Below are 25,100 nucleotides of genomic sequence, written 5' to 3'. Positions count from 1 at the left end.
ATCACCTCCTTAGATACGTGGTCTTCTCACGCGCATTAGCCTTACGTGCAGAATAGATCCGGATGTTATTGAATGCGCGATAACAATAACAAACCAATAATATTCTCCCGCGCGCGCTGACGCCCAAGAGACACATACGCTGTTCCATATCCGGATGCTCGCTATCCGGCCAGCCATAGGCTGATTCATCGTCAAACACTGTCGCCGCCTCATCGAAACTAACGCGGTGCTTGAGCAGATTCAGGCGGGCTTTATTGGGATCAGAGAAAAAACGCACCGCGGCTCCCTTACACCATAGTCAGTGTCCGACTATGGAGCAAGGTGAGCCGCGGAATTTGATGTGCGCCAAACGTGCGCACGGAGAGAGGCTAAACTGAGGAATTAGGCGTCGAGCGCGCTGCGGATACCGGCCACGAAAGTCTCAACGGCGGCCACGGCTTGCTCAGCGCCCACGTTTTCGATTTCCTGAATGATGCGGCTACCGATCACCACAGCATCGGCCACTTCGGCCACAGCACGTGCGGTAGCACCGTCGCGGATACCGAAGCCCACGCCAATCGGCAGCGGCACGTGCTGGCGGATCGCTTTCAGGCGCTCGGCCACTTCCACCGTGTCGATATTGCCGGCCCCCGTCACGCCTTTCAGCGAGACGTAGTAGCTGAAGCCGCCACCGACTTTGGCCACCTGCGCAATCCGCTGTTCGGTCGAGGTCGGTGCCAGCAGGAAGATCAGATCGAGCCCCGCCGCGCGCATGGCCGCCGAGAATTCTTCACACTCTTCCGGCGGGTAATCCACCACGATGGCGCCATCGGCACCGGCTTTCTGCGATTCGGCGATGAAACGCGCCGCGCCGATCCGTTCGATAGGATTCGCATAGCCCATCAGTACGACAGGCGTGTGCTGGTTAGTCTTGCGGAACTCGGCCACCATGGCGAACACGTCCATGATGCCCACGCCCTGCGCCAGCGCCCGTTCGCAGGCGCGCTGGATCACGGGGCCTTCCGCCATCGGATCGGAAAACGGCACACCCAGTTCGAGGATGTTGGCGCCACCAGCCACCATGGCATGCATCAGCGGCACCGTCAGATTCGGTGCCGGATCACCGGCCGTGATGAACGTAATCAGCGCCGTCTTGTTCTGTGCCTTCAGTTCGGCAAAAGTTTGTGCGATGAGGGACATGTCGGCTCCTTAATTGAAATTCAAACCCATACGTTCAGCTACCGTATGCATGTCCTTGTCGCCCCGACCCGACAGGTTGGCCAGAATAATCTGATCGGCTGGCAGCGTGGCCGCCAGCTTGAAGGCATAGGCCAGCGCGTGCGACGACTCCAGCGCCGGAATAATGCCTTCGATATGGCAGCAGTCATGGAAGGCCGCCAGAGCTTCTTCGTCCGTAATCGAAACGTACTGGGCGCGGCCGCTATCCTTCAGATAAGCGTGCTCCGGCCCCACCCCCGGATAATCGAGACCGGCCGAAACGGAATGGGTTTCGATGATCTGGCCGTTTTCATCCTGCAGCAGATAGGTGCGGTTACCATGCAATACGCCCGGATAGCCCTTGGTCAGCGAAGCGGCGTGCTTGTCACCGTCCAGCCCTTCGCCAGCCGCTTCCACGCCCACCAGACGCACCTGCTTTTCGTCGATGTAAGGGTAGAAAATCCCCATGGCATTCGAGCCGCCACCAATACAGGCCACCACGTAGTCCGGCTGGCGCCCCGTCATTTCCGGCATCTGCACCAGACATTCTTCACCGATCACAGACTGGAAGTCGCGCACCAGCATCGGGTAAGGATGCGGGCCGGCCACCGTGCCGATGATGTAGAAAGTATTTTCGATATTCGTTACCCAGTCGCGCATGGCTTCGTTGAGCGCATCCTTGAGGGTTTTCGAACCGGATTCTACGGGCACCACTTTAGCGCCCAGCAGCTTCATACGGTAGACGTTCTGGGCCTGACGCTTGACGTCTTCGCTACCCATGTAGACCACGCATTCGAGGCCGAAGCGGGCGCAGATGGTGGCCGTGGCCACGCCGTGCTGACCGGCGCCCGTTTCGGCAATGATGCGGCGCTTGCCCATGCGGCGTGCCAGCAAGGCCTGACCGATCACGTTGTTGATCTTGTGGGCACCGGTATGGTTGAGGTCTTCGCGCTTGAAGAACACTTGCGCACCGCCCATCTGCTGCGACCAGCGTTTGGCATGGTAGACGGGCGAAGGACGGCCAACAAAGTGCTTGAGTTCGTAACGGAATTCTTCGAGGAATTCGGGGTCTTTGCTGAACTTCTCGTAGGCCTGATTCAGTTCGGCCAGAGCGTAGGTCAGAGTTTCGGCGACGAACGAACCGCCGTAAGGGCCGAAGTGGCCGCGGTTGTCAGGTAAATCGTAATCTTTAGCGTGGAACAGGGGCTGCGCTGGCGCATTCATGATGGGTTGCTCTCTCGATTAAGTCATCTCCGGCACGCACGGCTGCAACAAATGCAGCGATCTTGCGGCCATCCTTGATCCCCTTGGACGCTTCGACACCACTGCTGATATCGACCGCGTAGGGGCGTACCTCGCACACTGCGTCAGTGGCGTTGTGTACGCTCAAGCCACCACTCAAAACGACCCGAGGCGCGAGCTCTTTTGGAATGAGAGACCAATCAAAACCCTTCCCAGCGCCACCGTAGGCGTCCACATAGGTGTCCAGCAACAGGCTGGTGAACCAGGGACCGGCAGCGCGGCATTGTTGCTCGTATTCTAGCAAATCAGCGGGCGATGTGTCAGGTTTGACGCGGAACACCCGCACATAGGGGCGCGCCGCAGCGGCGGCAATGGCAGCCGACTCGGCCACCGTCTCGTCGCCATGCAGCTGGATCAGACCTATCGGGGCGATGGCCACTGTGGCCGCCACTTCTGCCGGCGTGGCATTCACGAACAGCCCCGTGCAGGTAACGAACGGCGGCACCGCCGCGATCAGCGCGGCAGCCTGCTGGGGCGTGACATAACGGGGGCTTTTCGGATAGAACACGAAGCCGATGGCATCGGCACCGGCAGCCACGGCCGCCTGCACATCTTCTACGCGGGTCAGACCGCAAATCTTGATACGGGTGCGTGCCATCTTTTACCTATTAAAACCAGACGAGGGGGCTGTCCACTTCCTGCGGCAACTGCCATTTGAGATCGTAGCCGACACGGGCCAAATACAGGCCGTCTGGCATGAAAGTCGGCGCGGCCTGCGTGCGGTCTTTACTTTCCAGCAACTGTCCCAGCCATTCCGGCTTTTCCCGTCCGCTACCGATGTAGACCAGCGAACCAACCAGATTGCGCACCATGTGGTGCAGGAAGGCGCTGGCCGTGATGGTGAACACGATCAGTTCGCCCTGCTGGCGGATTTTGATGTCGTGCATCAGCTTCATGGGGGATTTGGCCTGACACTGGGCCGCACGGAAGGCGCTGAAATCATGCCAGCCTATCAGCGGCTCCACGGCCTGCTGCATCAGTTCCACGTCGAGCGGGCGGAAGAAGAAACCGGCCCGCCCTGCCAGCAGAGCACTACGCACAGGATGATTGTGCAGCACGTAGTGATAGGTACGGGAATGGGCGCTGAAACGGGCGTGGAAGAAGTCCAGCGCCGTCGGATCACCTTCCAGCTGCTTGGCCCAGCGCACGCTGATGGTGGGCGGCAAAAAGGCATTGGCAGCGCGCACCCACGCATGATCTTCGCGTTCGAGTTCGGTATCGAAGTGCACCACCTGTTCCAGCGCGTGCACACCGGCGTCGGTACGTCCCGCGCAGGTGGTAGCCAGCTTTACCGTGGCAAATTTTTCCAGTGCTTCTTCCAGCTTGTCCTGCACGGTCAGGCCACTCGGCTGCTTCTGGTAGCCCTGCCATGCATTGCCGTCGTACTGGACGCCGATTACTATCCGTTTCAATTGCTGCCCGATCTATTCTCTGAGTCAGCCATTATATACGGGCACAGGCAGGCGCCGTGCAAGGGCAACGGCGCCACCTGACACATGGCTAGCCCAGCTGGGCCAGCATGCCATTGGCTTTGGCGATCTGGCTGGCGTTACCGCCGCGCAGCACTTCTTCCAGCAGTTCGCGTGCGCCTTCCTTGTCGCCAATTTCCTGATAGGCCACGGCCAGATCGAGCTTGGTATCCATTTCCATGTGCTGGGCCGACATCGGCTCGTCGTCTGCGGCCGCGGCCGGCGCTGCAGCCGCGCTAGCGACTTCGGGCAGATCCAGATCGATGCTGGACAGATCGAATTCCTGCGCAGCCGGTGCCGGCGCCGGCGTGACTTCTTCCGCGCTCTTGAGTAGATCGGCCAGATCATCTTCTGCTGCGGCGGCCGCGGCAGCAGCTTCGGCGGCCTGTGCTACGGGCGCTTGCAGGTCGAAGCCGGCCAGATCCAGATCGAGGCCATCGCTGGCGCTCTCGGCAACAGCTGCCGGTTGGCTAGCTGCTGCGTCCGGCAGATCCAGCGTGAAGTCCAGATCGGTCGAGGCCGCTGCAGGTGCTGCCTCGACTGCGCTGGCTGGCAGTTCGATCGCGGCCGGTGCATCGGCCACGGGCTCGAAGCTCAGACCACCCAGATCAAAGTCCATCAGATTACTGTTTTCCGCCGCCACCGAGGCCGGCGAAATAGCCGCATCGGCAGCCTGTGGCAAGGCCGTATCCATGCCCGCGTCAAAATTGCCCATGCCGTTATCGGCACTGGCAGTGTAGCCATCGTCCGCTGGTTCGGCTGCGGCTGGCGCAGCGGCCGAAGTATCAGGGCCGCGCGTATAGAGCGGATTGGTCGGATCCAGCGCCTGCCCCATGGCGGCTGCCTGCGCCCATTCGTCACCGTTGCCACGGGTCAGGCCATACAGTTCTTCCGCCTGTTCCTCGAAGCCACGCGGGTCTTTACGGGCAGTGAAAATCTCCAGCAATTTCAGACGGGCCGGATGGCGCTCCGGATGCACGCGCAGTGCTTCCTTGAGGATCTCTTCGGCTTGCGCATCGCGCCCGTAGGCGATGTAGACATCGGCTTCTGCCACAGGATCGACTTCATTGGTATCGAGCTGGCTGGCCGATGGCGCAAAATTGGAATTGAATACGCTGTTGCTGGTGTCGACACTCTGGCCGCCCGTCTCTTCGATCAGCGATTGCGCCGTCAGAGCCGGATCTTCCACCGCAATGGTTTCTTCCTTAGGCACTTCGAATTTACGCCGGCGCCGTGCAGCGAACAGTGCACCGCCACCGGCCAGCAGCGTGGCGGCAGCAATGCCCACATACTGCAGGTTATCCATCAGGATTTCGAAGATGCTAGGCTCCGGCGCTTTTTTCGGTGGCAGCACCAGCGTACGCTTGGTCTTGACTGGCGCCGAAGCGGCCGCCGAGGCTGAGGCTGAGGCGGAAGCGGAAGCCGAGGCGGAGGCCGATGCCGATGCCGATGCCGATGCCGAAGCTTGGGCCGCAGCCTTGCTCTTCAACGCCATCAGGTTTTCCAGATCACGTACATTCTTTTCCAGTTCCTTGGTGCGCGCGTCGGCTTCTTCCAGCTCTTTCTGCTTGGCGATCTTGTCTTCCACCGCCAGACCGGTCTTGCCCTGTTCCGGCGTGCCGCTGGTGGCTTTCGATAGGGTCAGCTTGTCCTTGGCCGCATTCAGAGCATTCGGTTTTTCTTCCACTTTGGCAGTGATCTTGCCCGTCACATTCTGGCTCAGATCTGCTTCCTTGGCCGGCGTACTCGCGGCCACCTGCCCTGCCAGCTTGGCGCGATAGGCCGCGAAGTCGGCCGCATGGGCCACCACCACACCGCGTGCTTCGCCTTCCGGCGCGCTGCTGCGGATATCCTCGCTGCCAGGCACGGCCAGTATCTGGCCGGATTTCAGACGGTTCATATTGTTGCCAGCAAACGCTTCCGGATTGGCGCGGTACAGCGCCACCAGCATCATGTCGAGCGAGACATCCTGCGGCTTGACCTGACTGGCGATGCGGCTCAGATTGTCGCCGTTCTTGACCGTGTATTCGCTCGCTGGCTGTGTCGATGCTGGTGCGGCAGGTGCTGGTGCAGCGGCAGGTGCGGGTGCAGCGGCAGCCGCCGATGGCGCCGGTGCGGCAGCAGGGGCTGGTGCAGGGGCGGCAGCGCTGGCCGGTGCAGCAGCAGGTGCCGGTGCACTCGGCGCGGCGGGCAGCGGACGCCCCAGATCAACCGGTGCGGCCACCTGCGGCGCCTGCGTGGCGCGCATTTCGGCCGGATCGAGCAGGAAGGTGTATTCGCGGACGATGCGGCCACCATTCCAGTTCAGCTCCATCAGCATGTCGACGAAGGGCTCGTTGATCGGCTGACTGGAACTGACTTTGATCACCTGACGGCCGGCGCGCTGCTCGACATCGAAGCGCAGCGACAGCAATGCGGGATTGAAATCGATATTGGCAACGCGGTAGGCATCGGCCGGCGCCAGCTTGGCCACCAGCGCTTGCGCTTCGTCGGCCGACACGGCCGTCAGTTCGATCTCGGCGCGCAGCGGCTGGCCTAGCGAGGACAGCACCGTCAGCTTGCCCAGTCCGGCCGCATGGGCAGACGCCATCAGCACCGCACTGGCAACCGCGCCAGTGAGAGTTTTCAACGCAAACGAGGCAAAGCGGGAACGATTCGGTACAGGCATAGTGGGCAGCATTAGGTTGTCAGAGGGAAAATGTTACTTTCCCAGATATCCCAACATATCATCATGCTTTCAGGCACGCAAGCTTTGCACGATGTATGACGGGCTAGTTGTCACGTCTATGCCCACTTTAGACGAAAAAAAGGGGTTTTCCCTATGAGAACATAGAGAGAAAACCCCTTCAACTCGGGCGATCGAACGCCCGCCTACAACTGAAACTGTCTGAACGACTGCTTAGTTGTCCAGAACCTTAGTTGTCTAAAACGATACGCAGCATGCGGCGCAGCGGCTCGGCCGCGCCCCACAGCAGCTGGTCACCCACGGTGAAGGCCGACAGGTAGTCCGGACCCATTTCCAGCTTGCGCAGACGGCCCACCGGAATCGTCAGGCCACCCGTCACTGCCGCTGGCGACAGGTCTTTCATCGACGCTTCGCGGGTGTTAGGCACCACTTTGGCCCACTGGTTGGCGGAAGCGATGATGTCGGTGATTTCATCCAGCGGCACATCTTTTTTCAGCTTGATGGTCAGTGCCTGCGAATGGCAACGCATCGCACCGATACGTACGCACAGGCCGTCGACAGGAATCGGCTTGGAACCGAAGTCGGCGCCCAGACCCAGAATCTTGTTGGTTTCTGCGCCAGCTTTCCACTCTTCTTTCGACTGGCCATTGCCCAGATCCTTGTCGATCCAAGGAATCAGGTTGCCGGCCAGCGGTACGCCGAACTGTTTGGTTTCGTCAGCCGTCAGACCGTGCTGGGTGGCCAGCACCTGACGGTCGATTTCCAGAATCGCCGAAGCCGGGTTGTCCAGCAGTGGCTTGATGGCGCTGTTGATGGTGCCGAACTGGGTCAGCAGTTCGCGCATGTGCTGGGCGCCGCCGCCCGATGCTGCCTGATAGGTCATGGACGTCATCCACTCGACCAGATTGTTCTGGAACAGGCCGCCCAGACCGATCAGCATGCACGATACCGTGCAGTTACCGCCGATGAAATTCTTCACGCCCTTGCCCAGCGCGTCTTTGATCACGTGCATATTCACCGGATCGAGCACGATCACGGCATCTTTTTCCATACGCAGCGTCGAAGCCGCATCGATCCAGTAGCCGTTCCAGCCTGCTGCACGCAGTTTCGGGAACACTTCGGTGGTGTAATCGCCGCCCTGGCACGAAATAATGATTTCGCACTTTTTCAGTTCGTCGATATCGGTGGCGCTTTTCAGTTTGGTTTCATTCTTCGCCATCTTCGGGGCATCGCCACCGGGATTCGAAGTGGTGAAGAACACTGGCTCGATGTGGGCGAAATCGCCCTCTTCCTGCATACGCTGCATCAGCACCGAACCGACCATACCACGCCAACCTACCAAGCCTACCAGTTTCATAATTATTCCTTGAGTTTCAGTTTCTTCCCGAACGGGACTGCTGTAGCTTGGCTTTCCCCAGCTGTTGCGGCAGTCAGTCCCGGTGCGTACTTATTTACACCAACTTATTTACACCAGCGCCTTCACGACGGCGTTACCCATTTCTTCCGTGCCCACTTTGGTGGTACCGGCTTCGTAGATATCGGCCGTACGCAGACCTTGCGCCAGCACGGCCTTGACGGCGTTCTCGATACGGTCAGCCTGTTCCGGCTTGTTGAGCGAGAAGCGCAGCATCATGGCCGCCGACAGAATGGTCGCCAGCGGATTGGCGATGCCTTTGCCGGCGATGTCCGGTGCCGAACCGTGCGATGGTTCGTACAGGCCCTTGTTGTTGGCATCGAGCGAAGCCGATGGCAGCATGCCGATCGAACCGGTCAGCATCGCGGCGGCATCGCTGAGGATGTCGCCGAACATATTGCCGGTGACGATCACATCGAACTTCTTCGGTGCACGCACCAGTTGCATGGCGGCGTTGTCGACGTACATATGCTCGAGCGCGACGTCCGGATATTCCTTGTGCACGTCGATCACGATGTCTTTCCAGAACTGGAAGGTTTCCAGCACATTGGCCTTGTCCACGCTGGTCAGGCGCTTGTCGCGCTTCTGCGCAGCCTGGAATGCCACGTGGGCGATGCGGCGGATTTCGCCTTCGGCATAGCGCATGGTGTCGAAACCTTCGCGCTGGCCTTTGAACGGGCCGTCCGGGCATTCGCGCACACCGCGCGGCTGGCCGAAGTAGATGTCACCGGTCAGTTCACGGATGATCAGAATGTCCAGACCCGACACCACTTCCGGCTTCAGCGTCGAAGCGCCGGCCAGTTCAGGGTACAGAATCGCCGGACGCAGATTGGCGAACAGGCCCAGTTGCTTGCGCAGACCCAGAATGGCCTGCTCGGGACGCAGCGAGCGTTCCAGATTGTCGTACTGGTAGTCGCCAACGGCGCCGAACAGCACGGCGTCGGCCGCTTTGGCCAGCGCCAGCGTGGCTTCCGGCAGCGGGTGGCCATGGGCGGCATAGCCGGCGCCGCCGACCGGCGCCGATTCCAGCTCGAACGACTCACCCAGCACGTTCAGTACTTTGACGGCCTGGGCGACGATTTCCGGGCCGATACCGTCGCCCGGGAGAATTGCGATTTTCATGTTGAGATCTTGGTTAGCGTTTAGATGACATTGGCCAGCCATGGCTGGCTAGCCAGATGGCGCTCTTCGAAAGCACGGATAGTGTCGGCATGGCGCAGGGTCAGGCCGATATCGTCGAGCCCGTTCATCAGGCAGTATTTGCGGAAGGCGTCGATCTCGAAGGGATAGGAGACGCTGCCATTGCTGGTGGAAATGCGCTGCTGTTCAAGGTCCACCACCAGACGGTAACCGGGGAAGGCCTTGACTTCATTGAACAGATGATCGATCTGTGCTTCGGATAAAACGATGGGCAGCAAGCCGCTCTTGTAGCAGTTGTTGAAGAAGATGTCGGCAAACGACGGTGCAATGATGGCGCGGAAGCCATACTGGTCGAGTGCCCATGGTGCGTGCTCGCGCGAGGAGCCGCAGCCGAAGTTCTTGCGCGCCAGCAGAATCGAGGCGCCCTGATAGCGCGGCTGGTTCAGCACGAAATCGGGATTGAGCGGACGTTTGCTGTTGTCCATGCCCGGTTCGCCGTGGTCCAGATAGCGCCATTCGTCGAACAGGTTGGGGCCGAAGCCGGTGCGGTGGATGGACTTCAGGAATTGCTTGGGAATGATGGCGTCCGTATCGACGTTAGCGCGATCGAGCGGTGCTACCAGCCCTTCATAAATCGTAAATTTATCCATGATGCTCTATAAGTGGACGGCAGCGCAGAGCGTGCTGCGCGCCGTCATGGGGGTCCGTTTTAATGGCCCGCGGCGCCCTGCACCGCCTGGCCGGCTTTCTGCACATCCTTGCCGATACCGGCGACGGTGTTGCAGCCGGTCAGAGTCAGCGTGGTCATGGCAAGAATAGTCAGTGCGATCAGTTTTTTCATAATGGGGCCTCGTGGGTCGTAAGAGTTGAATTAACGCAGGCTGCGTACGTCAACGAAGTGGCCGGCGATACCGGCTGCCGCAGCCATCGCGGGCGACACCAGATGGGTGCGACCGCCCTGACCCTGGCGTCCTTCGAAATTGCGGTTGGAAGTGGAAGCGCAGCGCTCGCCCGGTTCCAGACGGTCGGCATTCATGGCCAGACACATCGAGCAGCCCGGATCGCGCCATTCGAAACCGGCAGCGCGGAAGATCTGGTCCAGACCTTCGCGTTCGGCCTGTTCTTTCACCAGACCGGAGCCCGGCACCACCATCGCCAGTTTGACGTTGGAAGCGCGCTGCTTGCCGCGTACCACTTCGGCGGCGGCGCGCAGGTCTTCGATGCGCGAGTTGGTGCAGGAACCGATGAACACTTTGTCGATGCGGATATCGCTGACGGCGGTATTCGGTTTCAGGTCCATGTACACCAGCGCTTTTTCGATGGCGTTACGCTTGACGTCATCTTTTTCGTGGTCCGGATCAGGGATGCGGCCATCGATGGCCAGCACCATTTCCGGCGAGGTGCCCCAGGTTACCTGCGGCTTGATCTCGGCGGCATTCAGCGTCACCACCAGATCGAAGCGCGCACCGGCGTCCGAGTGCAGCGTGCGCCAGTATTCGACAGCGCGGTCCCAGTGCGGACCGACCGGCGAGAACGGACGGCCTTTGACGTAGTTGATGGTGGTGTCGTCCACGCCGATGATGCCGGCGCGGGCGCCCGCTTCGATCGCCATATTGCAGACCGTCATACGGCCTTCCATCGACAGCGCGCGGATGGTGGAGCCACCGAATTCGATGCAGTAGCCGGTACCGCCAGCGGTGCCGATCTTGCCGATGATGGCCAGTACGATGTCCTTGGCCGTCACGCCGGCCGGTAGAGCGCCGTCGACCTGCACCAGCATGGCTTTGGATTTTTTCTGCAGCAAAGTCTGGGTAGCCAGCACGTGCTCCACTTCCGAGGTGCCGATGCCGTGCGCCAGTGCGCCGAACGCGCCGTGGGTGGAGGTATGCGAATCGCCGCACACCACCGTCATGCCCGGCAGGGTCGCGCCCTGTTCAGGCCCGATCACGTGAACGATGCCCTGACGCTTGTCGTTCATGTTGAAATAGGTCAGACCGTAGGACTTGGCATTGCTGTCCAGCGTCTCCACCTGCAGGCGCGAAACGGGATCGGCGATGCCCTGATCGCGGCCGGTAGTCGGCACATTGTGGTCGGCCACGGCCAGATTGGCCGACACCCGCCATGGCGCACGGTTGGCGGCACGCAGGCCGTCGAAAGCCTGCGGACTGGTGACTTCGTGCACCAGATGGCGGTCGATATAGAGGATGGTGGTGCCGTCTTCTTCGGCCTTCACCACGTGGGATTCCCAGAGTTTGTCGTAAAGCGTCTTCATCATATTCGTTGAGTACTGCTACTGCCTGTGTGAGTGATCCACTTCGATTATGCCATATTGTGCAACGCAATAGCGGTCGCTGCGGTCGGCCTCGTGAGCTGATGCAGTTCCGCTTATTTGATACACTTTTTATGACTCCTTTTAAAAAATTCCGTGCTGCAATGAAAAAAAAGCCTGCGGGGTCGCAGGCTTAGTGTCTTACTGGCCCCGCTATTTGCTAGGCCGCCATGCGCACATTGCCTCGACACCCGTCCATCAGGAAGGATAGGCCTACCACTAGCACTAGTTCGCCTTCGGCCGAACGTGCAGTACCGGTAATGCCTTCGACGGCAATCGCAGTCATAGGTTTAATCACGAGGTCGGCTGTGCCGTCCACCGCTTCCACCGCCAGAATATACGGTTGTGGCGCTGCAACAACAATACCCACTTTCTCGCGGCAGTCTTCGTAACCGAGCGCACCCGCCAGCGAACGCACCGGCAGCGGACGACCCTGATCTTTCAGCACTGGCGCGCCGCCCACTTCCATGAACTCTTCCGGCAGTTCCACCACGCGCTGTACCACGGCCATCGGCAGTGCCAGTGCAGCACCCGAGGTCGAGACCAGCATGGTCGGTACGATCGACAGCTCGATCGGCAGACGGATGGCGAACTTGGTGCCTTTGCCCAGTTCCGATTCGATATGGATGGCACCGCGGTTTTTCTCCACGGCGGTTTTCACCACGTCCATGCCGACGCCGCGGCCGGACACGCTGGAAGCCACTTCCTTGGTCGAGAAACCGGGCAGGAATACCAGCTGGAAGCAATCGTCCGGCGTCAGCTGGGTCGATTCGGAAATCAGGCCCTTCTGCAATGCCTTGGCACGCAGTTTGACGGGATCCATACCCTTGCCGTCATCCTGCAGCACGATCATTACGCTGTTGGCTTCCTGCCATGCTTTGAGCGAGATATACGACTTGATGGACTTGCCGGCCACCGCACGTTCTTCCGGCGTTTCCACCCCGTGATCGAGCGCATTACGCAGCATGTGCACGAGCGGATCGTACAAGCTGTCCACCACTACGCGGTCGACTTCGGTTTCCGCACCCTCGATGGTCAGTTCCACGTCCTTGCCCAGATCCTTGGCCAGTTCGCGTACCAGTCGGGGGAACTTCTGGAACAGACGGCCGACCGGCTGCATACGGGTCGCCAGCGTGGCGCGCTGCAGCTCGGTGGAATAGCGCGAAGCGCGTTCCAGCGTTTCCGCCAGCGTGGCCATCAGCGTCTGGGCCTGACCTTCGAACTTGAATTGCAGCAGACGTTCGAGCAGTACGGCAGCCTGATTGGCGGCCTGCACGGATTCGCCGGCCACTTCCAGCAGTGCGTCGAGCTTGACGGCATCGACGCGGATCGATTCTTCCTTGGCCGGCGCAGCGTGCGGACGTTCCTCGCGCTTCTCGGCAGCTTCGCGCTTGACGGCGGTAGCAGCGGGACCGGAGCCGGTGGCAGCAGGCGCTGCTGCAGGCGCTGCGGCAGCGGCAGGCGCGGCAGCAGGAGCCGGGGCAGCGACGGCGGCAGCCGGAGCGGCCGCAACCGGTGCTGGTGCGGCAGCGGCCGCCGCGGGACGCGTGTAGGTACCCGGCGGCATCACCGCCTCATACATGGCATCCCAGTCCAGACCGTTAGCAGTCATGGTCGAGGCATTGCCGTCGACGGGTGCAGCAGCCGGTGCGGCAACCGGTGCTGCGACAGGAGCCGCCACCGGAGCCGCTGCAGCAGGTGCCGGTGCCGGTGCGGCAGCAGCAGGTGCCGAGTCGGTCTTGCCGTCGATAGCGTCTTTCAGGATCACTTCCAGATCGTGCGGCATGGCCGGCAGCGTATCCGGTTCGACCCCGTTGTTCAGTTCAGCCAGCTGGTCGGCCACGAAGCCGGATGCCTGCAGCGCCGCTTCGATCGCCAGCGGCGTCACTGGCGCAGCGCCGGTGCGCAGAGCGTCAAACAGATTCTCGGTCAGGTGGCAGGCTGCGACCAGCGCAGGCAGGCCCATAAAGCCCGCACCGCCCTTGATGGTGTGGAAAGAACGAAACACTGCATTCAGTGTTTCCTTGTTGTCGGGGTCGCGTTCAAGCTTGAGCAGATGCTCTTCAACGTTGACCGCAAGATCCATCGCCTCGACGACGAAATCCTTGAGCATATCGTCCATTAGAATCCCAGATCAGCAAGCAAGTCGTCAACACTATCCTGGCTCAGCGCAACGGTCGGGGTCGACGGGCCTTGCATCAGGGTCACTTCTTTCGCGGCTATCTTCTCGCGCAGTGCTGGCGGCGCGTTATCACGCAGCAGCATGGCCAGTTCCTGCTCCACGGTCTTGGTGATGATCACGACTTTCTTGATCAGCTGACCGGTAATATCCTGGAAGTCCTGCGCCATCATGATTTCCAGCAGGCGGGCTTTTTCCGCTTCCGTTGCAGCCGACACGGCAGCGGCAAAGGCTTGCGAATCACCGGCCAGCTGCTTGAACTGTTCCTGGCTCAGTTTGCCGGCGAACAGATCGGCCCAGCGGTCTTCCATGTCCTTGGATTTCTTCGACAGGGCATCCTGTTCCGGCATGCCTTCGTCCAGCGTATTCAGTACCTTGTTCGCGGCCTGTTCGGTCAGCGTGGCGACGTACTCGAGGCGGTCCTGCGCATCGTTGATCTGCGAGGAAGCTTCCGTCAGCGCCTTGTCGTAACCCAGCTCGCGCAGCGAATCGTGCAGCAGGCGCACAATCCCGCCCAGGCGCTCGAACATCGGCTTCTCTTCATCCGCGCCAGCTGCAACAGGTGCGGCCTCGGCTGCGGCCGCAGGGGCTGCAGCGGGCGCAGCCACCGCATCGGCGGGGCGCGCAGCAGCGACTTCCTCGAACAGGCTTTCGAGGTCGTCCTCGGCAGCGGCCGGTGCAGGAGCAGGCGCTGGAGCGGAAGTTTTGCTCTGCGCAGACACTTCATCAAATAATGCGTCGAAATCGTCAGCGGCGTTGGTCATAATCCCTGCTTCTCCATAATTTGTAAAAATGCTGCCCTAAACTTGCTTTACGGGTGATGACTTTCGGCAATATAGCGCACCTGCCTGAGTGTAGCAGGGCACCGCCAGATAATTCAATCCCGTCACGGGGTCGCCTCCCCTGCGCCACGGGTCCATCCCAAGTTTCGTTGTATTTGGTGATACTAACATCGCTTACGGCGACAAAACATGGTTCATGACACAAAAGTAGTGCCCGGATGCAAAAAAAGCCGCGAGTCGGTAGCAAAACCACATCGTCACACAGGGAAATCTTGCCTTCACTTGATAATCATCAACTCTTTACATAGTGGCAATAATGTAAATCGGGGCTAGAATGAAATATCCTGCGGATGGACCTACAAGGAGGCTGATCATGTATCGCAAAATCCTGATTACCACGGACGGCTCGGCCGTTTCCAGCAAAACCGCCTGTGCCGGCGTGGCGTTTGCCGCCCAGATGCAGGCGGAAGTGCTGGTGCTGTTTGTCGCTCCCGAATACCAGTACCCGATCTATGTCGAGATCGTGCCACCCAGCTACCCCAGCGAAGACGACTACCGCGCCGCCATGCTGAAGGCCGGCGAGGAACATACCCGTGCTGTCGTACTAGCCTGCCAGCAGCAATCACTGCCCTGCCGTAGCCTGACGGCGTTCGCCGAACATACGGCAATGAAAATCGTCGAGGTGGCGGAACAGCAACAGTGCGATCTGATATTTATGGGCTCCCACGGCCGCAGCGGCTGGGGACAATTGCTACTGGGCAGTGTGACTAACAAGGTGTTATCCCACACCCGCATTCCCGTTCTCGTACACAGGCTGATCAAAGAACCCGATAGCAAGTAAAAAACTGGAAGTCGATTTTTATAGTAAGATTATAAGATTGGCTCAAATATAATAAATCTTACCTAAAATCAATTTCATGATCCGCATAGTCATCGCCGACGACCACACCATCATGCGTGAAGGGCTCAAGCGCATTCTCGACGGCGCGCCGGATATCGACATCGTGGGCGAGGCCATCGATGGTTTCGAAGTGCTGGGCCACGTGCGTCAGGGTGGCTTCGACCTGCTGCTGCTCGACCTCTCCATGCCGGGCCGCAGCGGCGTCGATCTGATCCGCCAGATCCGCTCGGAAGCCCCCAAGCTGGCCATATTAATCCTCACCATGCATGAGGAAGAACAGTATGCCGTGCGCGCCATCCGTGCCGGTGCGCAAGGCTATCTGACCAAGGAGAGCGCCGGCACCCAGCTGGTCGGAGCGATCCGCAAAGTCGCTTCCGGCCGTCCCTACATCAGCACTGGCGTGGCCGAACAGCTGGCGTTAAACATCATGGCGCCCAATGAAAGCCTGCTGCACAAACAGCTCTCCGACCGCGAGTTCGAAGTGTTCTCGCTGCTAGTGGCCGGCAAGTCCATCACGGAAATCGCCAACAGCCTGCACCTGAGTGTCAAAACCGTCAGCACGCACAAGACCCGCATCATGCAGAAGATGGGCATGAGCTCGCTCTCGGAGATGGTGCAGTACGCTGTGGCTCACCGTCTGCTCTCCCCTTTCAAGACCTGAATTCCCTCTTTTCGTTTAGGAAAATTCCTACACGACGGCGCGTTCTCCTACGGCCAGATTCAGCCGTTGCCGATAGTTCCCACTGGCTTCTGTTGGCATACTGAAATCACTCAGGGCGATGCCTTACCACAGGAGAAGATTATGCTGTCCACACCTACCCCCGAACTGCGCCCTGCCGGCAGCAGCCTGCAATCAGGCGCAATGGAGGCCGGCCGTCAGCGTCAGGGGCGGCTCTGGTCCAACCTGAAGGAAGTGTGCGATCTGCTGCACATACCGGCCGCCTGCAGCGTGAATACGGAAGAACTGCTGTTCCAGCATGTGCAGTTCAAGACAGGCCAGCGCGTCCACACCATAGGCCAGATCTTCGATACCCTGTACATCGTCAATTCCGGCTTCCTGAAAACCGTGCTGATCGACGAATTCGGCAACGAACAGGTGCTCAGCTTCCCCATGAAAGGCGACATGCTGGGCGTGGACGGCATCCATACGCGCCACTACTCATCGGAAGCGGTGGCACTGTCCGATTGCGATGTGATCCTGCTGCCGTTCAAGAAGCTGACGGCACTGGGGCGCGTGCATCAGGAGCTGGAACATCTGATGTACGGCGTGATGAGCCGCGAACTGGTGCGCGAGCAAGCCATGATAGGCATGCTGGGCGCGCTCAGCGCGGAAGCCCGGGTGGCGCGCTTCCTGATGTCGCTGGCTGATCGCTTTGCCCAGATGGGCTATTCCTCCAAGCTGTTCAATCTGCGCATGACGCGCCACGAAATCGGCAGCTATCTGGGGCTGACGCTGGAAACCGTCAGCCGCACCCTGTCGGCCTTCAACGAAATCGGCCTGATCAGCGTGGATCAGCGCACCATCGGCATCAAGGATCCGGAAGCGCTGAAAAATCTGCGCCGTCTGCCGCCCTCGCGCACCCGCGCCAAACAGCAGGCTGCCGCCAAGGCGCGCAGCAACGATAGCGCCCTGGCCACGCTCTAGCCTGCGCACAGAAGTTCCCCCAGCCTTGAGCCCGGCCATTCCGGGCTCTTTTTTTCGCCGCCACCGCGCAACGGTGCGAACAGGCTTGCATTCTGGCGCACTATCCTCAATAATGAACGCAAATGCGAATCATTCTTATTTGAGGACTCCCCACCCATGAGCCAGAACCTCCCCGTCCCCAGCGCCCCGACCCGCGCCAGCAACCAGGTAACAAGCGGCAATCCCTCAGCCAGCACAGCCAGCACGCCGGCGCCACGCCGCGTCAGCAGTGCGGTGCTGATGGGCGACGGTCGCGCCATCGAAATCGAGCATGGCGGCCGCGTCTACCAGTTAAGAATTACCCAGTTGAACAAGCTGATTCTGACGGCCTAGCGCCGCCGCCCAGTCCCCACCTTGCCTCGTCGCCAGCCGCTCGCGCCAGCCAGAGTCTGCCACTTTTCAGGAGCGATACATGGCCCTCGATCGACACGACCCTATTTTCATGGCGCCGCCAGCCGGCCCCAATCCGGAACTGATGCTGTCTGCCGTACTGCATCTGATGTCGCACTACACGGCCAACCACAGCGCCGATGGTGGCTGTGTCAAGCTGGCGGCCGTGATCGAACGCCATCTGAAGGCGCTGGCCAGCCTGCCGGAACTGGCGCCCGTACTGCGTGCCACTTGCCAGCAGCTTACCGAGCAATGGGCCCAGGTGGTGGAGCGCCAGTTGCCGGTGCCGGAACGCAGCAGCTTTCTGGCCCGCTTCATGACGCGCACCCGTGCCGTCGCCAGCGCAGCCTAGGTGCAGCCATGTGCGAACGTCACGCTAGCGGGGCGCATGCGAATGCTGCACCCGTCTCCTCGCGCCGGCGCCGTCTGTGGCAGCTCGAGCATAGCTGCCACTGCCCCCTGATCGGCGTCGGCCTGCCCCTGCCAGTACTACGCAAGCTGGTAGAAAAACTCAGCGGCGGCAAGACCATCGCCGATGATTATGAAATCCATGTGGGCGCGGTCAGTGAATGCACCAGCCGCAACCGCCTGTCGGAAGCGCTACAGAAAGAACTCGACCAGCGTTATGCCACGGTACTACTACGCTACCGCACGGTGCGCAGCACGGAACAGCTATTCTCTCTGTGGCGCGCGGCCATCGCTGCCGGCGACGTGGCTGGCGCCTTCTGGGCTGCACTCACCCATCCCCACTGCACGACTGCGCTGGAACAGCAGCTGTGCCGCGATCTGCACATGGTGCAGCATCAGGCTGGCGCCTGCGTGCGCGCCGACCTAGGTAAGTTCAATGCGCTGGTGGGTGCCCATGCCCGCCTCACGCTGGATCTGGGCAAGGCCCAGCAGCGCGTGCTGGCTTTACAGGCAGAAAAATCCACTCTCGCCACCCAGCACGAAACCCGCATGATGCAGATGCAGGCCAGCCTGATCGGTAAAAATAGTCTGATCGCTTCGCTACAGGCGCAAGTGGAACAGCTCAGGCTGGGCCAGCCGGGACTGGAGAGCCGCATCCGCCTGACGGCGCGGCTGCAACAGATGGAACAGCAGCAGCGTGCCCTGCGTCTGCAAGTGGCCGAGCTGCAGGCTGCCGCAAGCGCGCAGGCTGTCCAGCCGAGTGTGGCGCCAGCAGCAGCGGCGAGCACTGCGGCCGGCACTACCATGCTGGCCGCTGCGGCCGAAGCCATGTGCCTGCAGCAGCGCGCCGTGCTATGCGTAGGCGGGCGCAGCGGCAATGTGGCCAGCTACCGCAGCCTGATCGAACGGGAAGGCGCCCGTTTCAGCCATCACGATGGCGGTCTGGAAGATAATGCCAGCCGGCTCGATGCCAGTCTGGCTGCCGCTGATCTGGTGATCTGCCAGACCGGCTGCATCAGCCACAGCGCCTACTGGCGCGTCAAGGACCATTGCAAACGCCATGGCAAGCGCTGCGTGTTTATCGACAATCCCAGCATTTCCAGTCTGGCGCGCGGGCTGGCACTGGACGACACCAGCCCCAGCGATGCCTGAGCTTCCGGTGCGCTAGTAGACATCACGGCGGTAACGTCCGGCCGCCTGCAGGTCTGCTAGCGCCTGCTCGCCCAGCCCGGCTTGCAGGGCCGCGTGCACACCGGCGGCCATGCCTTCCAGACTGCCGCATACATAGATCGCGGCGCCATCCTGTACCCAGTCACGCAGCCGCTGCGCCTGTTCGGCCAGCACATGCTGCACATAGCGCCGTTCTGCCTGATCGCGCGAATACACTAGGTCCAGCTGCTGCAGCACTCCTTGCGCCTGCCACTGGGCCAGTTCGGTCCCGTACTGGGTATCATAGGCGGCATTGCGTTCGCCGAACAGCAGCCAGTTACGGCTCTGCCCAGCCGCCGCACGGGCTTTCAGGTGGGCGCGCAGGCCGGCGATGCCGCTGCCGTTGCCGATCAGAATAAGCGGACGGGCCTGATTATCTTCTAGCCGGAAGCGCCGGTGCGCCCGCACGCGCAGGGGGATAGGCTGGCCGGCCTGCACCTCGCGCGTCAGCCAGCCCGATGCCACGCCATAGCTGCCATCGGCATGGCGGTGCAAGCGCACCAACAGGTGCAGGCTGCCATCAGCGGGGATCGATGCGATCGAATATTCGCGGGGTCGCTGCGCATCGGCCGGCGCCGCGATCTGCACCAGATCGCCAGATTGCCAGTCGGGCAAAGCGCCCTGCTGCGGCACCAGTTCGAGGTGATACAGGGGCGCACCGGCACTGCCCGGATTGACGCACACGCGACGCTGCAACTGCCACGGCTCGAACGCGGGCGCACTCCAGTCCGGCGCATCGCTGGTACCGGCCAGATGGCTTAGCTGCTGACGCCATGCAGCCAGTGCAGGCTCAGCCATGCGGTCGACTTCGATGCGGGGGAATAAGGCTTGCGCTGCGCACTGCTGTAGCCAGCGCTCTAGCGTGCGGCCAAAGCCGCAATACTGGCGGTAACTGCTGTCGCCCAGCGCCAGCACGGCGTAGTGCAACTGGCCCAGTGCCAGCGCACTCTCGCCAGCATCAGGCCCGTGCGCCGCCATCACCCGCGCCACGAAAGCGGCCGCCACATCGGGCGCATCGCCTTCGCCATAGGTGCTGACGATAAACAGCACGCGCTCGGCCTGCTGCAGCGTGGCCTTATCCAGTTGGGACAGTTCCAGCAGGCGGGTCGCGATGCCCGCCAGTTGCAGGGTGACCGCTGTCTGCTGCGCCAGCTGTTCGGCATTGCCGGTCTGGCTGGCGTGCACCACCAACCAGCTACCAGCAGCGTTTTCTGCGGCAGCCTCGGCGCCGCGCCGCGCCTGCTGGCGCTTGTGCCAGACCGGCAAATAGGCACGCCAGCAGACTAGCGTGTACAGCAGGCCCAGCGTGGCCACCATCAGCCAGCGGGCCGGTTCCAGAGTCCAAATCATTGATCTAACATGCTTACGAAAGCAGAACTAAGAGTTTCACTGTAAGTGCCGTCGGCATGCCGGCACAGCAGCCTTGCGGCCAATCCCTGCTGTTCGGCCAGACGCAGCCCGGCCTGCGGTCCCAGCACGGTGAGTGCGGTCGACCACGCATCGGCCGCCATGCATTGCGGATGGATCACGGTGACCGACGCTAGCGCATTGCTGATCGGCCAGCCGTTACGGGGATCGATGGTGTGTGCATAGCGCTGCCCATCCTGTTCGAAATAGCGCCGGTAGTCACCCGAGGTCGCCACCGACAATCCGTGCAGCGCCAGCACGATGGGGGCCGGCAAAGCTGCGGCCCCGTCCTGCACTGGCGGCTGTTCCAGCGCGACCCACCATGGCTGGCCGTCCGGCTTGACGCCGGCACCGCGCAACTCGCCGCCCACCTCCACCAGATAGTGGCCATAGCCCTGACTCTGCAGGTAATAGGCTAGCCGGTCGACGCCATAGCCTTTGGCGACGGCCGACAGATCGAGCTGCACGGCGGCCGGCTGGCACACACTGCGGGTCGCCGCATCGGGCGCCAGCGATAGCTGCTGCAGGCTGGCACAGGCTGCCGCTAGCTGGTCTGGCGTGGGCGCAGTAAAACCGGCCTGATCGTAACGCCCCGTCGGGCCGAAGCCCCACAGGTTGACCAGCGCGCCAGCACAGGGGTTGTAGGCCCCACCGGAAGCTTGTGCCACCTCCAGTGCAAAGCTCAGCACATCGAAAAACGCCGCCGGCAACACGTGACGGCTACCGGCCGGGGCACGGTTGTAGCGCCCCAGATCGGAGCCGGCTTCCCAGTGGCTCATCTGCGCCACCACGTCATCGAGCTGCTGCTGCAGACCGTGCTGCAAGCTGGCCAGATCGACGCCGGCCTCGGCGGCCAGCCGCACCGACCAGCTCGTGCCCATGCTCAGGCCACTTAAGTCATGCAGCAGCGCCGTTGCCGCTGGCGCTGCGTCACTGATGGCATGTGGCAGCAATACGCGTCGCATGCGGCCTTACTGAGGCAAAATTTCCAGCGTGGCAGCGTAGCTGGCACGACGGGCCGGCATCACCGGCGGTTGACCGGGCACGGGCGCTGCCGCCGCTGGCCAAGTCGTACTGAGCAGATACATGCCGGCAGCCGGCAGCTCGAAGCTCACTTCGCCATTGGCATCGGTGGTTTTGCGGATCTCGCCCAGCGTACCGCGATAGCGCACACCGCCCGGTATCAGGCTGACACCCTGTTGTGCCGCCGGTTTGCCATCCAGCAGGAAACGCCAGGTGGCTTTCTCGCCGCTACGCAGATCGTTGGGGTGGGTGACGGGCACCATTTCCAGACCTACACCGGTAGGCTTGAACACGGCCATGTCGGGCGTACCGGCGCTGACATAGGTTTCCAGCCGGCTGTGCGAGCGGGTCAGTTTGACATCGCTGGCACCGGCCGGCACATCTTGCGCCAGCGTCGCTTCGGTGCCGCGGAAGCGTTTCATTTCGCCGGCCGCATCCTTGTAGCTCCCCATCACCCCCTGCGACACCAGCGCAATGCGATAGGTGCCGGGCTTGGCCAGCTTCACATCGAAGGTGTTGCGCAGCTTGCCGCTACCGATGTTCTGTAGTGCCGGCGTGCTGCCATCCGGTGCCGTGACGACGATGCCATCAAGCTTGAGCGGCTGATGATCGATATCGAACAGGCCTTCGGAAATCGCGGCATCCACCGTCACCCACGGCTCCTTGCCTTCCACCACGGTGGACGATGGCAGCAGCCACGGTTTGTGCGCCTGCGCCTGCAGCGCCACGAGCGACAGGCCCAGTGCGGCCATGGTCAGTAGCGAAGTTTTCAATTTCAGCATGATGTGTCCTTACGGTTTCAGTTGTACCACGACAGCGCCCAGTTCTTCCTTGCCCTGTGCGCTCAGGTTCTGCGCATTTTTCGGCGGCCATTGCAGTGGCACCTTGACGGCCTCGCGGCCACCGGCTTCGCGGGCAGCTTCCACCACCAGCGTGTACTGGCCGGCCGGCAGCTTATCCAGCGTGGCTTTGGCAGCCGGGAAAGTCAGCGTGTGTTCGCCCGGCGCGCGGGTGGCACCGGAGACGCCGTCCAGCGGCAGCTCCACTTCGCGCCCCGCCTTGCGCCACCACTGGCGCAGATCCTTGACCCACTTGGTACCGGCATTGTCTTTTTTGCGGGTGTCATACAGCACGCTCAGATTGGCCACCACTTTCTGGTCAGAATTTTCCAGCCAGGCCGCCAGATAGGGACGGTGGTATTCGGCCACATTCAGCTGTGGCAGTTCCAGTTTGAGCGCCAGATCGGCGCCCATGGCCGAAGCACTGGCCAGCGGCAGGCCCAGCGCGATGGAATACTTTAATTTCATGGATAACCCGTATAAAGGATGGAACAGATTAGTGAATAAACAGCAAAGCGATTAGCAAAGGAATCAGGACACCCAGCCCCACCACAGGCCAGACGGCAGGACGATGGGCGGCATGGAATTTCAAAATCAGCAGCCCCGTCACGCAGAACACCAGACAGGCCACAGCAAATAGATCGATAAACCAGTTCCACACCGGCCCCGTGTTGCGGCCCTTGTGCACATCATTGAGCCACGAAATCCAGCCACGGTCGGTATTCTCGAATTCGGCATTGCCGTCTTCCAGCGCAAAGCGCACCCACGCATCGCCGCCCGCTTTGGGCAGCGCCAGATAAATTTCGTCGACGGCCCATTCCGCCGCACGGCCACCGGCCTGCACTTTCCACGTCGCGCGCAGCCATTGTTCGGCACTGGCCGGTAATGGCTGTTTGGCACCGTCGTGCTGCGCGGCTTCGCTGCGTAATTGATCTAACAGCGGTGCGGGCAGACTGGCTTGCTGGCGCTGGATGGCTGGCTTGGCTTCGATCTGGCTGGCGTGATTCAGGGTAATGCCGGTAATACTGAACAAAAACATTGCCAGCAGACACAGTGCGGAACTGATCCAGTGCCACTGGTGCAGATGTTTCAGCCAGAAGGCACGGCTGGCGTTACGTTGGGGGGCTACGGTGGATACGGTCAATCTCGGTTCTCCTGATTACGCATCAAATGATAATGATTATCATTTGCAATGTCAAACCACATCTGGCTAAAACTTTACCATTGCAATGCCCCGGCAAGCCCCCAGCCCCGACGCTGGACGAAAAAAAACCCTGACGGCATCACCGTCAGGGTTGCTGTGCTTACGTTAAATCAGGCGTCAGGTCTTGCTGCCCGAGCGACCACCCGATGAGCCCCCGGATGAGCTACCCGAGGAGGAACTGCCGGTCGAGCCGCCACCAGACCCGCCCTTGTTACTACGCCCCGTATCGTCATCGCTGCTGCTACGGCTGCCGCCGCTGCCGCTTTGCGACGAGCCGCCCGAAGTGCTCTGGCTGCTGCGGCCATCATTCTTGTGGCTCATGCTGCCAGCACGGCGCGCTTCTTCCGACGTGAATTCATGTGCCGTCCCCTTCTCGTGCGCGGCACGGCCCCCTTCGGCAGCGATTTCGCGCTGCTGTTCCGGGTCCATAGAAGCGAAACCGCGCTTGCTGGTATCGCTCTGCTGACTAGTGGATTTGTTGTCGCTCTGCTTGCTACTGGACTCATTGTTCTGATTCGAGCTTGCCATGATGATCTCCTTGAAAACGGTGTACTGCCGGTTGTGTTGCCAGACCCTGCTTGCGACACAGGTGCAGTCATCGTAGTTCAGGGCCACAGCACACAGAATAGGACTCGACCAGAGCTACCTGTAGGAGTATTCCCGCGCTAGCTGTCGGGTTCGATCAGTGCAGGCAGAAAGGCCCAGCATTCATCCTGCTGGGCCGAAAAGATCACCCTCTCTTTCCCCACCCGCAGCAGCGGCTCCAGCATCGCGGGTAAAGTCTGGCAGGAACGCAAAGCCGGCGGCACAGGGGGCAAAGGGGACAGTGGCGGGACGGTGACGAGCTTCGGCTTACGTGCTGGCATGTGTGCTCCTGACGCTAGGCTCAGGCGCGACTGCGCCTGCTACACCAGCCTAGCGCGCGTGGCGCGCGCTGGCTATCGGAACACGCTGAATGGCGGGGTAGGAACAAACGTAGGGCCGGTCGGCGCGACGCTGATTATTCACATGGCGGCATGGCCTGCTGCATGGCAGCCTGCATTTCCTCCGGCGTGACATCTCGGATATGCGTGGCCAGCGACCAGTAGTGGCCGAACGGGTCCGTCACCTGCGCGTAGCGGTCGCCCCAGAACATATCGGCTGGCGCCATGCGCGACTGCGCACCGGCGGCCAGCGCCTGTGCATAAGCGGCATCCACATCGGCCACGTTCAAGTGCAGCGTTACGGGACTACCTTTGAGCGCCTTGGGGCCTAGCCCACCATACTCGGGAAAGTCATCGGCCAGCATCACGACGGAATCGCCGATCTGTATCGAGGCGTGCATCAGCCGCCCTTCCTTACCCGGCAGACGCATGATTTCGCGCGCGTCGAAGGCCTTGCAGTAAAACTCCAGTGCAGCGGCGGCGCCCTCGCACACCAGATGGGGCGTCACACTATGCAATTTCGGCTGATCCATGGCTATCTCCTCGAACACAGTGGGTGGGAAGCGCTACTTTACACCGGCGCAGCGGCAGCACGTTTGAAATGCTGTTTGCGC

General features: G+C 61.2%; 27 protein-coding genes. 6 read left to right on the top strand and 21 right to left on the bottom strand.

Annotated elements, in window-relative coordinates; translation table 11 throughout:
* Position 1: 1 nt before the first annotated feature.
* From ABNT42_RS06860 to ABNT42_RS06800, 13 genes are all read right to left on the bottom strand, one after another.
* Entirely contained in the window at positions 2–277 is a 276-nt protein-coding gene (locus ABNT42_RS06860) for a BrnT family toxin (protein ID WP_348695734.1), read from the bottom strand.
* Between the two features lie 104 nt (positions 278–381).
* The gene (gene trpA, locus ABNT42_RS06855) at positions 382–1,179 is read right to left on the bottom strand and encodes a tryptophan synthase subunit alpha (RefSeq protein WP_348695732.1); all 798 of its coding nucleotides are present in this window, start codon (positions 1,177–1,179) and stop codon (positions 382–384) included.
* A gap of 9 nt (positions 1,180–1,188) precedes the next feature.
* Positions 1,189–2,421 carry a tryptophan synthase subunit beta gene (trpB, locus tag ABNT42_RS06850; RefSeq protein ID WP_348695730.1) on the bottom strand — a complete coding sequence of 411 codons (1,233 nt, stop codon included), beginning with the start codon at positions 2,419–2,421 and terminating at the stop codon, positions 1,189–1,191.
* The gene (locus tag ABNT42_RS06845) at positions 2,387–3,097 is read right to left on the bottom strand and encodes a phosphoribosylanthranilate isomerase (protein ID WP_348695727.1); all 711 of its coding nucleotides are present in this window, start codon (positions 3,095–3,097) and stop codon (positions 2,387–2,389) included. Before ABNT42_RS06845 ends, trpB begins: the two co-directional genes overlap by 35 nt.
* 10 nt (positions 3,098–3,107) lie before the next feature.
* Entirely contained in the window at positions 3,108–3,911 is an 804-nt protein-coding gene (gene truA, locus ABNT42_RS06840) for a tRNA pseudouridine(38-40) synthase TruA (protein WP_348695724.1), read from the bottom strand.
* Between the two features lie 88 nt (positions 3,912–3,999).
* Entirely contained in the window at positions 4,000–6,648 is a 2,649-nt protein-coding gene (locus ABNT42_RS06835) for a FimV/HubP family polar landmark protein (protein ID WP_348695722.1), read from the bottom strand.
* A 235-nt stretch (positions 6,649–6,883) separates the two neighbouring features.
* Complete coding sequence (gene asd / locus ABNT42_RS06830) at positions 6,884–8,011, bottom strand: aspartate-semialdehyde dehydrogenase (RefSeq protein WP_348695719.1); 1,128 nt, start codon at positions 8,009–8,011, stop codon at positions 6,884–6,886.
* A gap of 108 nt (positions 8,012–8,119) precedes the next feature.
* A complete protein-coding gene (gene leuB / locus ABNT42_RS06825; RefSeq protein ID WP_348695717.1) occupies positions 8,120–9,190 on the bottom strand; it encodes a 3-isopropylmalate dehydrogenase in 1,071 nt (356 codons plus the stop codon).
* 20 nt (positions 9,191–9,210) lie between these two features.
* The gene (leuD, locus tag ABNT42_RS06820) at positions 9,211–9,858 is read right to left on the bottom strand and encodes a 3-isopropylmalate dehydratase small subunit (protein ID WP_348695715.1); all 648 of its coding nucleotides are present in this window, start codon (positions 9,856–9,858) and stop codon (positions 9,211–9,213) included.
* 59 nt (positions 9,859–9,917) lie between these two features.
* Positions 9,918–10,049, bottom strand: coding sequence for an entericidin A/B family lipoprotein (locus ABNT42_RS06815; protein ID WP_155433379.1), 132 nt, complete (start codon positions 10,047–10,049; stop codon positions 9,918–9,920).
* A 30-nt stretch (positions 10,050–10,079) separates the two neighbouring features.
* Positions 10,080–11,483 (bottom strand): 3-isopropylmalate dehydratase large subunit, encoded by a 1,404-nt coding sequence (leuC, locus tag ABNT42_RS06810; protein WP_348695711.1) that lies wholly within the window; start codon positions 11,481–11,483, stop codon positions 10,080–10,082.
* A 214-nt stretch (positions 11,484–11,697) separates the two neighbouring features.
* A complete protein-coding gene (locus ABNT42_RS06805) occupies positions 11,698–13,659 on the bottom strand; it encodes a chemotaxis protein CheA (RefSeq protein ID WP_348695709.1) in 1,962 nt (653 codons plus the stop codon).
* A complete protein-coding gene (locus tag ABNT42_RS06800) occupies positions 13,659–14,480 on the bottom strand; it encodes a protein phosphatase CheZ (protein ID WP_348695706.1) in 822 nt (273 codons plus the stop codon). The genes ABNT42_RS06805 and ABNT42_RS06800 overlap by 1 nt, the downstream gene beginning before the upstream one ends.
* Before the next feature lie 391 nt (positions 14,481–14,871).
* Between ABNT42_RS06800 and ABNT42_RS06795 the strand changes: the two genes are divergently transcribed.
* The 6 genes from ABNT42_RS06795 (at position 14,872) to ABNT42_RS06770 (ending at position 19,033) form a co-directional block, all read left to right on the top strand.
* Positions 14,872–15,339 carry a universal stress protein gene (locus ABNT42_RS06795; protein WP_348695704.1) on the top strand — a complete coding sequence of 156 codons (468 nt, stop codon included), beginning with the start codon at positions 14,872–14,874 and terminating at the stop codon, positions 15,337–15,339.
* 76 nt (positions 15,340–15,415) lie between these two features.
* Positions 15,416–16,060, top strand: a complete 645-nt coding sequence (locus ABNT42_RS06790) for a response regulator transcription factor (protein ID WP_155433374.1) — start codon at positions 15,416–15,418, stop codon at positions 16,058–16,060.
* 201 nt (positions 16,061–16,261) lie between these two features.
* Positions 16,262–17,044 carry a helix-turn-helix domain-containing protein gene (locus ABNT42_RS06785; RefSeq protein WP_348696106.1) on the top strand — a complete coding sequence of 261 codons (783 nt, stop codon included), beginning with the start codon at positions 16,262–16,264 and terminating at the stop codon, positions 17,042–17,044.
* 156 nt (positions 17,045–17,200) lie between these two features.
* Positions 17,201–17,416, top strand: coding sequence for a hemin uptake protein HemP (locus tag ABNT42_RS06780; RefSeq protein ID WP_348695702.1), 216 nt, complete (start codon positions 17,201–17,203; stop codon positions 17,414–17,416).
* A gap of 79 nt (positions 17,417–17,495) precedes the next feature.
* The gene (locus ABNT42_RS06775) at positions 17,496–17,825 is read left to right on the top strand and encodes a hypothetical protein (RefSeq protein WP_348695701.1); all 330 of its coding nucleotides are present in this window, start codon (positions 17,496–17,498) and stop codon (positions 17,823–17,825) included.
* A gap of 8 nt (positions 17,826–17,833) precedes the next feature.
* Entirely contained in the window at positions 17,834–19,033 is a 1,200-nt protein-coding gene (locus ABNT42_RS06770; protein ID WP_348695698.1) for a DUF2325 domain-containing protein, read from the top strand.
* Positions 19,034–19,045: 12 nt separating this feature from the next.
* On the opposite strand, the gene ABNT42_RS06765 is transcribed toward ABNT42_RS06770, so the two are convergent.
* The 8 genes from ABNT42_RS06765 to ABNT42_RS06730 form a co-directional block, all read right to left on the bottom strand.
* On the bottom strand, positions 19,046–20,440 hold the full coding sequence (locus tag ABNT42_RS06765; protein WP_348695696.1) for a sulfite reductase subunit alpha: 1,395 nt from the start codon (positions 20,438–20,440) through the stop codon (positions 19,046–19,048).
* Entirely contained in the window at positions 20,437–21,462 is a 1,026-nt protein-coding gene (locus tag ABNT42_RS06760; RefSeq protein WP_348695694.1) for an FAD:protein FMN transferase, read from the bottom strand. The genes ABNT42_RS06765 and ABNT42_RS06760 overlap by 4 nt, the downstream gene beginning before the upstream one ends.
* A 6-nt stretch (positions 21,463–21,468) precedes the next feature.
* Entirely contained in the window at positions 21,469–22,302 is an 834-nt protein-coding gene (locus ABNT42_RS06755; protein ID WP_348695692.1) for a DUF4198 domain-containing protein, read from the bottom strand.
* A 9-nt stretch (positions 22,303–22,311) separates the two neighbouring features.
* The gene (locus tag ABNT42_RS06750) at positions 22,312–22,827 is read right to left on the bottom strand and encodes a DUF2271 domain-containing protein (protein ID WP_348695689.1); all 516 of its coding nucleotides are present in this window, start codon (positions 22,825–22,827) and stop codon (positions 22,312–22,314) included.
* A 28-nt stretch (positions 22,828–22,855) separates the two neighbouring features.
* Positions 22,856–23,503 carry a PepSY-associated TM helix domain-containing protein gene (locus tag ABNT42_RS06745; RefSeq protein WP_348695685.1) on the bottom strand — a complete coding sequence of 216 codons (648 nt, stop codon included), beginning with the start codon at positions 23,501–23,503 and terminating at the stop codon, positions 22,856–22,858.
* Between the two features lie 177 nt (positions 23,504–23,680).
* Entirely contained in the window at positions 23,681–24,091 is a 411-nt protein-coding gene (locus ABNT42_RS06740; protein ID WP_348695683.1) for a KGG domain-containing protein, read from the bottom strand.
* Positions 24,092–24,228: 137 nt separating this feature from the next.
* Entirely contained in the window at positions 24,229–24,429 is a 201-nt protein-coding gene (locus ABNT42_RS06735; protein ID WP_348695681.1) for a hypothetical protein, read from the bottom strand.
* A 134-nt stretch (positions 24,430–24,563) separates the two neighbouring features.
* Positions 24,564–25,019, bottom strand: coding sequence for a VOC family protein (locus ABNT42_RS06730; RefSeq protein WP_348695679.1), 456 nt, complete (start codon positions 25,017–25,019; stop codon positions 24,564–24,566).
* Positions 25,020–25,100: the final 81 nt, after the last annotated feature.

This window comes from Duganella fentianensis (assembly GCF_964031615.1).
GTDB lineage: Bacteria > Pseudomonadota > Gammaproteobacteria > Burkholderiales > Burkholderiaceae_D > Rugamonas > Rugamonas fentianensis_A.
The sequence above is the reverse complement of the archived record's forward strand: the minus strand, read 5'-3'. Positions and strand labels throughout refer to the sequence as shown.